Below are 7085 nucleotides of genomic sequence, written 5' to 3' on the forward strand. Positions count from 1 at the left end.
CCCAGCCATCATCAATCAGGAAGAGGAGCTTTGCAGGTCGGGGAATATACATGCGCGGGATTATAACGGGCTACGGTAGCTGAAAAAAGCGCCTTTCTGACAGCGCCTTAGCTCCCGCCGCAGGCGGGCTACTGTTCCAGAAATTTTTTCCTCTTATATTGGTTGTTGGCCTGGGCTGATTGTAATCCACCTGGCGGGAAATTTCTGTCTGTGTGGTCGTTGATAGAGACATAATGGGCATATTACTTTATCCTCATGAGTTGATAGAACAGCAATAGTTGTCCTGGTATTAATATCATTGTATTTCTTCCTTGCCATGTTCAGAATCGGTGGCGATGGTATCGAATTCTTTTATGTAAAGAGCAGTCTGGACCTGTTCTGTTGTCTTCAAAAAAGTACTGGCGGATCAGAAAACATCCGGTTATATGGTGGTTAGGGGGAGTACTTTGTGGGGGCAACTAAAAGTATTATCCGAGCAAACAAATGCAGAACGCTGAAGAACAGCAGGATTGATGTGATTCATAATTTTCTTCAACGTTAGTTAGTTGAGACAGAAAACAGATTAGATTATTTTAGTGTGCGACCAGCCAAGAAAGTTCGAGCTTAGACCCAATTATAGGAACTTATGTGATTGCTTCGTTTTTAATATGTTCCACTCAGCGACGTTGTGGCTTAAGTTATGCCATAGAATCCACTCCGGTAGAGGTTCTGTTGCATTAAAGGTAGCCGTTAAGTGAGCGCCGTATTGACAGTTATTTGTCGGTGAGATCTACGTTCCATGGCAGAAGTTCAGTCACTTTACTCGACGGCCACTCCGACAACACGCTCAGGATATCCCGTAACGGCAGTCTTCTGCTTTCATTACCGGACCTTCAAATCCGGCGCGGGACAATGCATTTTCAGACCCCATCTACAGATCTCCATACAGGCAGCGCAGCCCGGTCAGGGCCTCTGCCAGCGTGCCTTCGGCACTTTTCACGGTGAGCTCCCGGACCAGCACCTCAAACCCTTCTGCCGGCAGAAAGATCCGTAATCCGCCCATACCAAAGAACCCTTCTTCAGAGACGTTTCCCGGCGGGGAGAACATCGCGTGCTCACCCTGATGGCCGTGCGCCAGCGCTTGCGGATGCCGGGCGTACAGGGTGAGCAGACCCAGCAGCTCTGAAAAGGCGGCCCAGCCATATGGCACCACAAACTCCTGGCCGGTGATGATCAGATGCATTTTAGGGGTGTCGTACCAGGCCCCCGGACGCTGACCCGGATGCTGGCCATCCACGCGGATCTCCAGGCGCAGCGTGCCGGCCTCAATAACCTCCGTCACGGCCGGGAGCGTCGGGCGAAGTTCCTGTGCCATGGCGGCGGCCTGTTCTTCGGTCCAGTTCTGGCCGCGCAGCACCAGGGGAAAAATGGCCTTCAGCCGTGGCAGGGTGAAAATCGCCGCCAGTACCGCATCCGGGACCTCCGCCAGCATAAAACAGTCGCTTTCCAGCGGGCGCAGCAGATGTTCGGCATAGCTCTGATCGATGACGGGGTTCAGCGCCGCCCGGAAATGGTCAAAGTCTTCCACCTGATTTTCTCCGGTTAGCCGGAAGATCCCCTTCAGATAATGGGTATCGACTGGCTGGTCATGCTCTGACTGCCAGGCCAGCAGATCACGGGTGATGTCCAGCAGTGTATACAGGGCCGGGAGAGTCGCAAGCCTGCCCTGCCCCCGCAAAAAAGCTTCCCGGGAAAAGGCCAGCATGAAGCGCAGGGCGTCGCGGGAGACGGGCGCAGTGCCGAAGGTCTGCCCGAGAATAATATGCCGGTACAGCTGCCGGACCGTGGCTTCCGGATCGGCCATCAGCTGAAAATACCTGTCGCCGGCGGCGGCCGTCTGCAGGCCGTCATCGAGAAAACGTTCGGCCAGCGCATTGACGGAGAGATTTTCTTCCCCGGCGCGCGTTTTCAGCGCGGCGATCAGTTTTTTGGGAAAACGCAGGTTAAGCTGGCTGAGCATCATCGTTCCTTTCATCTTTGATTTGATTATGATGCTAGCATAGCATTTATATGCTTTGTTCATTGCTTATAAAAGTGAAGTAATAATTTTGTGATGTGCTATTAGTTTATAAATGTGATGTTTATTCTGCTATGCCTGTGTCTTTCTCTTCTCATTTCTACTGAGATCCGAAAACCCTGAGTTCCGGATCTCACCCGGCCACCCCGCCGCTCAGTGTTCCATGAACACCATATGTGGTAGCTCTGCCAGCTGTATAAGACTCTATATGTTGTGTTATCTCCCTGTTTTGCGACGGCCCGCCTGATGTCAGAAATTGCAGGTTTGCATCCTCATCCGTCGTGCCGCACTTCCGGAAAGTCGTCTATATGCAGAAATTCGGATCATCGCGAAACGGGCTTCCGTTAATTGCGGAATGAAACTGTCAGCCTGTTTAGTATCTGAGTTTTATTCTCAATGAGCTCAAATTGAGTCTTTGTGTGTTCTTTTATGCGTTATTGCCATTAATAGTCTATTGGTGTCATTATGCCCTGAATAAGTGTGTTGTGTTGAATTGTGACTAAGGTTGTATACATGGCAAAAATACAGGCCAGAAATATCGATGAGGGGCTGTTTGAGCGCATCACGCAGTCAGCCATGAAAAATGAGCGCTCAGTAGAGGGAGAGATCCGCCTGGCATTGGCGACGCTCTACCCGGCTACCGATCCGTCGCAGAACATTGTGCCGCTGTCGATGCGCGATCGCTGGCAGCAGGAAACCGGACAGCGCCTGCGGTGGATGCTGCAGCGCCTGAACGAGGACGGATTCGGCGAGCGGACGGGTACCGGCACCGTGGATATGGGAGATTTTGTGCGTCTCAGCGGCCAGTTGGGGACCGGTCCAGGCCTGCTGATGGACATCGCCGAAGGGCGTGCGGAAATGACAGCGGCTGTCGCCGGCGCGATAGAGAAATACTGCGGCGTCCGTACAGAATGGCTAATCACCGGTGAGGGAGATGTGTTTCCGGTGCAGGATATTTCCGGCCTGTATGAGGATTTTTTCCTGCCGGCGGACGGTAGCAATGGTTACATCTTCGAGCTGCTTCGCGTCGGCCAGGGTTTTCATGAGGGGGCCACGCTGTGCCTGCGGCGATCGGCCTCCACCGGACAGACCATCGTCGCCGTGCTGACCGGCACCTTTCATCTCAGCCCCCGTAACGGCAGCGGTGGCCGGCGGAGCCTGCTTCAGTTTCTGACGTTCCTGAAAGAGAAAGGCGCCGGTCTGGCCATCAACACCTTCGACTGGGCGCCGGAGGACGAGGAGAGCGAACCCCGGCAGGTTGCCGGGATGCACCACCTGCGGTATTTTCAGCAGACGATCCGCCGGACGTCTGCCGGCTGGCTGCAGCTACTGCTGAACGGGAAGGATCCGGAGGGATGGTTTGCCGGTCATACCGGTGACCTGGAAGCCCTGGCTGCCATGCCGTATGGGGGCGCTGAGCCGCAGAACAGGGTGAGCAGCGATGACAGGCCAGCGGCACAGACCCGGGCGCTCACCGGAGAAGATGAATGACGGTGCCGGCACTGCCAGGATCAGCGGTCAGCTACGGTGCGGCGGCGCAGCTGCCGGTGGCCATCGACTACCCGGCCGCGCTGGCTCTGCGCCAGATGGCTCTGGTGCAGGACGAACTGCCGAAATACCTGCTGGCGCCGGAGGTGAGCGCCCTGCTCCACTACGTGCCGGATCTGCACCGCAAAATGCTGCTGGCCACCCTCTGGAACACGGGCGCCCGCATTAACGAAGCGCTGGCACTCACAAGGGCTGACTTTTCGCTGGCACCGCCCTGGCCGTTCGTGCAGCTGGCCACTCTCAAACAGCGAGCGGAGAAAGCAGCAAGAACGGCAGGCCGAACACCCGCCGGTAGACCGCCTCACCGTATCGTCCCTCTCTCGGATCACCACTATGTCAGCCAGCTGGAGATGATGGTGGCCACCCTGAAAATTCCGCTTGAGCGGCGCAATAAACGCACCGGAAGAACCGAGAAAGCTCGCATCTGGGATATTACCGACCGTACCGTCCGCACCTGGCTCTGCGAAGCGCTGGAGGCCGCCGCGGCCGATGGGGTGGCGTTCTCAGTACCGGTGACACCACATACTTTCCGCCACTCTTACGCGATGCACATGCTGTACGCCGGTATACCGCTAAAGGTGCTGCAGGCGTTAATGGGCCACAAATCTATAAGCTCGACGGAAGTGTACACGAAGGTGTTTGCGCTCGACGTGGCGGCAAGACACAGAGTGCAGTTTCAGATGCCCGAGACAGAGGCTGTGGGTATGCTAAAAAGCTTAAAAGGGTAGTAAACAGTTTGTCTACCTTTTCCAGCGACGTGTAGCCATTTGAGACTACAGGCATTTTCTGACAATGAGGCTTGGGAAAATCGATCAATAGCTGTGACAAATCGCCCTCATGGGCTGGTAATAGCAGTAAAATGTGACAAATCGCCCTTACTTAAATTTCTTCCGCTGTTATTGCTGAAGCTGTACCACAGATGTTACGTCAAAGACGTTGTGAGCTGGGTAAGATATGAAAAGGGAAGAATGTCGTCAGGTGTAGAGTGACAAATCACCCTCAAAAATATGGAAAAGGTGACAACAGGTACTCATAACTGTGACAAATTGCACTTACTGAATAGCGCCTAAATTGACGCTATGTCTTTGAAGGAAAATACAATATGGGTGGTCTGTCTGCCTCTCTTTTTTTCAATATATGAAAGACGCATTGGTGTGCGGTTATTTATCTCATCGACACTCGACTGCAGGAACCTGCGGCGGAAATCGGGCATACGCTGATAACTCTGCGGCAGTTGATAGCGTTCCATGATCCAGTCAATACGCAAAGAAACTACCCCTGAACCATCGGATTTTCTGTACTGGCACAGAGACTCATACAAACGCATAGCGTAAGGGTTTGTTATCTCCTTGGTTTCGCTTAGCCTGAACTGTGTAAAACGATTCTGGAGGCCAATGAAGAACGGGATAAGGTAAGGGTTGATATGTACGCTATAAGTCCCTCTGGAGGGACTATGAGCACGCTTAATGAACCAGGGAAACGACTCATAGCCTTTCTCATCACCCGAGTCATCTTCAGGCCGGTAAAACACCACTTCCTTTCCGGCAAAGCCTTTTAGTGCCTGGCGTATATCCTTACTCGCTTCAGCAGAAGTCAGACCAAAAGTAGTTGCATAATGAGCGACCTGTATCTCGCAGATGCCATCATGTTCCTGAAGCGTGCCATCTGATTTGCGAATTTGGTTAACGAAGAGGTAGAGCATCCGTTTTTGATCGCGAGATAAGCTATAAGCGGCTTCAGTAAGCTCATTTGATTGAACAATACGTGGGCTGTTTTTTCTCTTTTTCTGATTGATCAAAGGGACATCCGTCATGGGTGCTCCGTGCTATTTGTGACAGGTTAAAACATTGTCACATCAATTATGAATTAGTCAACTTCAAAGGATAACTCTGTGTTTTATAGCGTTGTTTGAGGGTGATTTGTCACATAGTTCAGGGCAAATTGTCACAGCGACGCCCGTGAGAACCGCATGGTGCTTGAGTATTTGGCATCTCTAAAAAAAGATCTAAAAACGATCTTTAAAAATTAATATAAAAATAGCCCGTGGATATGTGGATAAAGCCATTGAAGCTAATCATTTTCTGGTAGCCGAGAGTGACCGCGATATATATTCGTGCAGAATAAATGGCGCTTCCTCGCCATAACAGACTGCGCTAGTTATGGCTTGCGGCGAGCGCTGCAGGTAAGGGGTGTTGGATAATTGAAAAATTAAGAAGGCGAAAAAATAACTGAGATGATGGCATGTTACAAAATGCCCATCGCCCCCACTTATGTGCCTAGGGGTTTTGCCGCACAGCAGACGCAAGTGGCTATCTGTGTGGCAGTGTAGAATCTTCTGCTGTCAGTAGGCCTCCCTTTGTCCATAAACAGGTAAGATCTGCCTGAATTGAGGTAGGTAAAAGAAACTGTAGTCAACTCTGTCTATGCACTAACGCCTTCTGCCTGTCCTTTATGCATGCGGTACCTATATAGAAATTTGCAATCGTGAAAAATTTGTGGCGTAGTTTCAGCACCTTGACGCACATCATCTACAGAATCAGACCAGGAGAATTGAAGTGAAAGTAATCACAACGGCAACCGCAAGTCTGTTGATGCTCATTAGCAGTGCTCACGCTGAAGGGCTGACGACCTCAGCGGACAGTAAAAATCTGACCGTCAGCTTCGGTCAGCCCACCATTAAGCAGGTGCTGCATTACCGTAAAATGTACGACAGAAAACCGTTCCCCGATGCCGAAATTTATTATTACGATAACGGCGTCTATAAAATCATTTCGCAGGGTGAAAACCACTATGGTGTTTACTCCATGCAGGGCAAATTCGATGATGAAAACTTCACAGTGCGTTTCATTTCGCTACCTTCCAGCGACTGGGGCAATAAAACTGCCTTTCATCAGTTAACCTTCGTTCAGGGAGAAAAGCAAAACGTGTTTATTCAGAACGCGATTGTTGATACTGGCGAAGCCATTGCCCAACAGAACGGCACTTATATTCAAGAAAAAAACACAGTGATTAACCCGGTTTCCACCAACTGGAAAAATAATTAATCCTCATGTGGCTGTCTGTCTGCCTCCACATTTCAATCAATGGAGATGGACAGTCGCTGACGTATTAAAAATAGCCCAACAAACGACCGTTTTATGGACGCCATCCTGTGACGTTCACTATCTGTAGCAACCTGCGTTTATAAATGCTCAAACCTGCATTTACCCCTGATTTTCAGCCCACATTAGTTGAAAACGTCCTGTCTACGGATGCCTGTGCCACAGGTATTATTCCCGAGCCTGAAAGAAAACTGGAACCAGAGAGCAATGATAACTCACTAATTGTTATATGTTTTTATATTCAAGGAACAGTTATGACAACGGTTACCCCCCCTTATGATCGTCCCGGGCAGGTCTCCGGCCCTGATATCCCTCAGCCCGCCACCTCCGTGGCAAAGAATACCCGCCCGGCCCCACCTTCTCTCCTTCTGATGAGGACG

General features: G+C 51.2%; 5 protein-coding genes. 3 read left to right on the forward strand and 2 right to left on the reverse strand.

The window, feature by feature from the left end:
• Positions 1 to 910: 910 nt before the first annotated feature.
• A complete protein-coding gene (locus VGM55_RS06565; RefSeq protein WP_331635046.1) occupies positions 911 to 1999 on the reverse strand; it encodes a transcriptional regulator in 1089 nt (362 codons plus the stop codon).
• A gap of 570 nt (positions 2000 to 2569) precedes the next feature.
• Between VGM55_RS06565 and VGM55_RS06570 the strand changes: the two genes are divergently transcribed.
• Positions 2570 to 3547 carry a hypothetical protein gene (locus VGM55_RS06570; protein ID WP_331635041.1) on the forward strand — a complete coding sequence of 326 codons (978 nt, stop codon included), beginning with the start codon at positions 2570 to 2572 and terminating at the stop codon, positions 3545 to 3547.
• Positions 3544 to 4332 (forward strand): site-specific integrase, encoded by a 789-nt coding sequence (locus VGM55_RS06575; RefSeq protein ID WP_331635042.1) that lies wholly within the window; start codon positions 3544 to 3546, stop codon positions 4330 to 4332. Before VGM55_RS06570 ends, VGM55_RS06575 begins: the two co-directional genes overlap by 4 nt.
• 338 nt (positions 4333 to 4670) lie before the next feature.
• Here the strand turns inward: VGM55_RS06575 and repE are convergent, their stop codons facing one another.
• A complete protein-coding gene (gene repE / locus VGM55_RS06580; protein WP_331635044.1) occupies positions 4671 to 5417 on the reverse strand; it encodes a replication initiation protein RepE in 747 nt (248 codons plus the stop codon).
• Between the two features lie 742 nt (positions 5418 to 6159).
• On the opposite strand from repE, the gene VGM55_RS06585 reads away from it, so the two are divergent.
• A complete protein-coding gene (locus VGM55_RS06585; RefSeq protein WP_331635045.1) occupies positions 6160 to 6648 on the forward strand; it encodes a hypothetical protein in 489 nt (162 codons plus the stop codon).
• Positions 6649 to 7085 lie beyond the last annotated feature (437 nt).

This window comes from Cedecea sp., assembly GCF_036500665.1.
GTDB lineage: Bacteria > Pseudomonadota > Gammaproteobacteria > Enterobacterales > Enterobacteriaceae > Cedecea.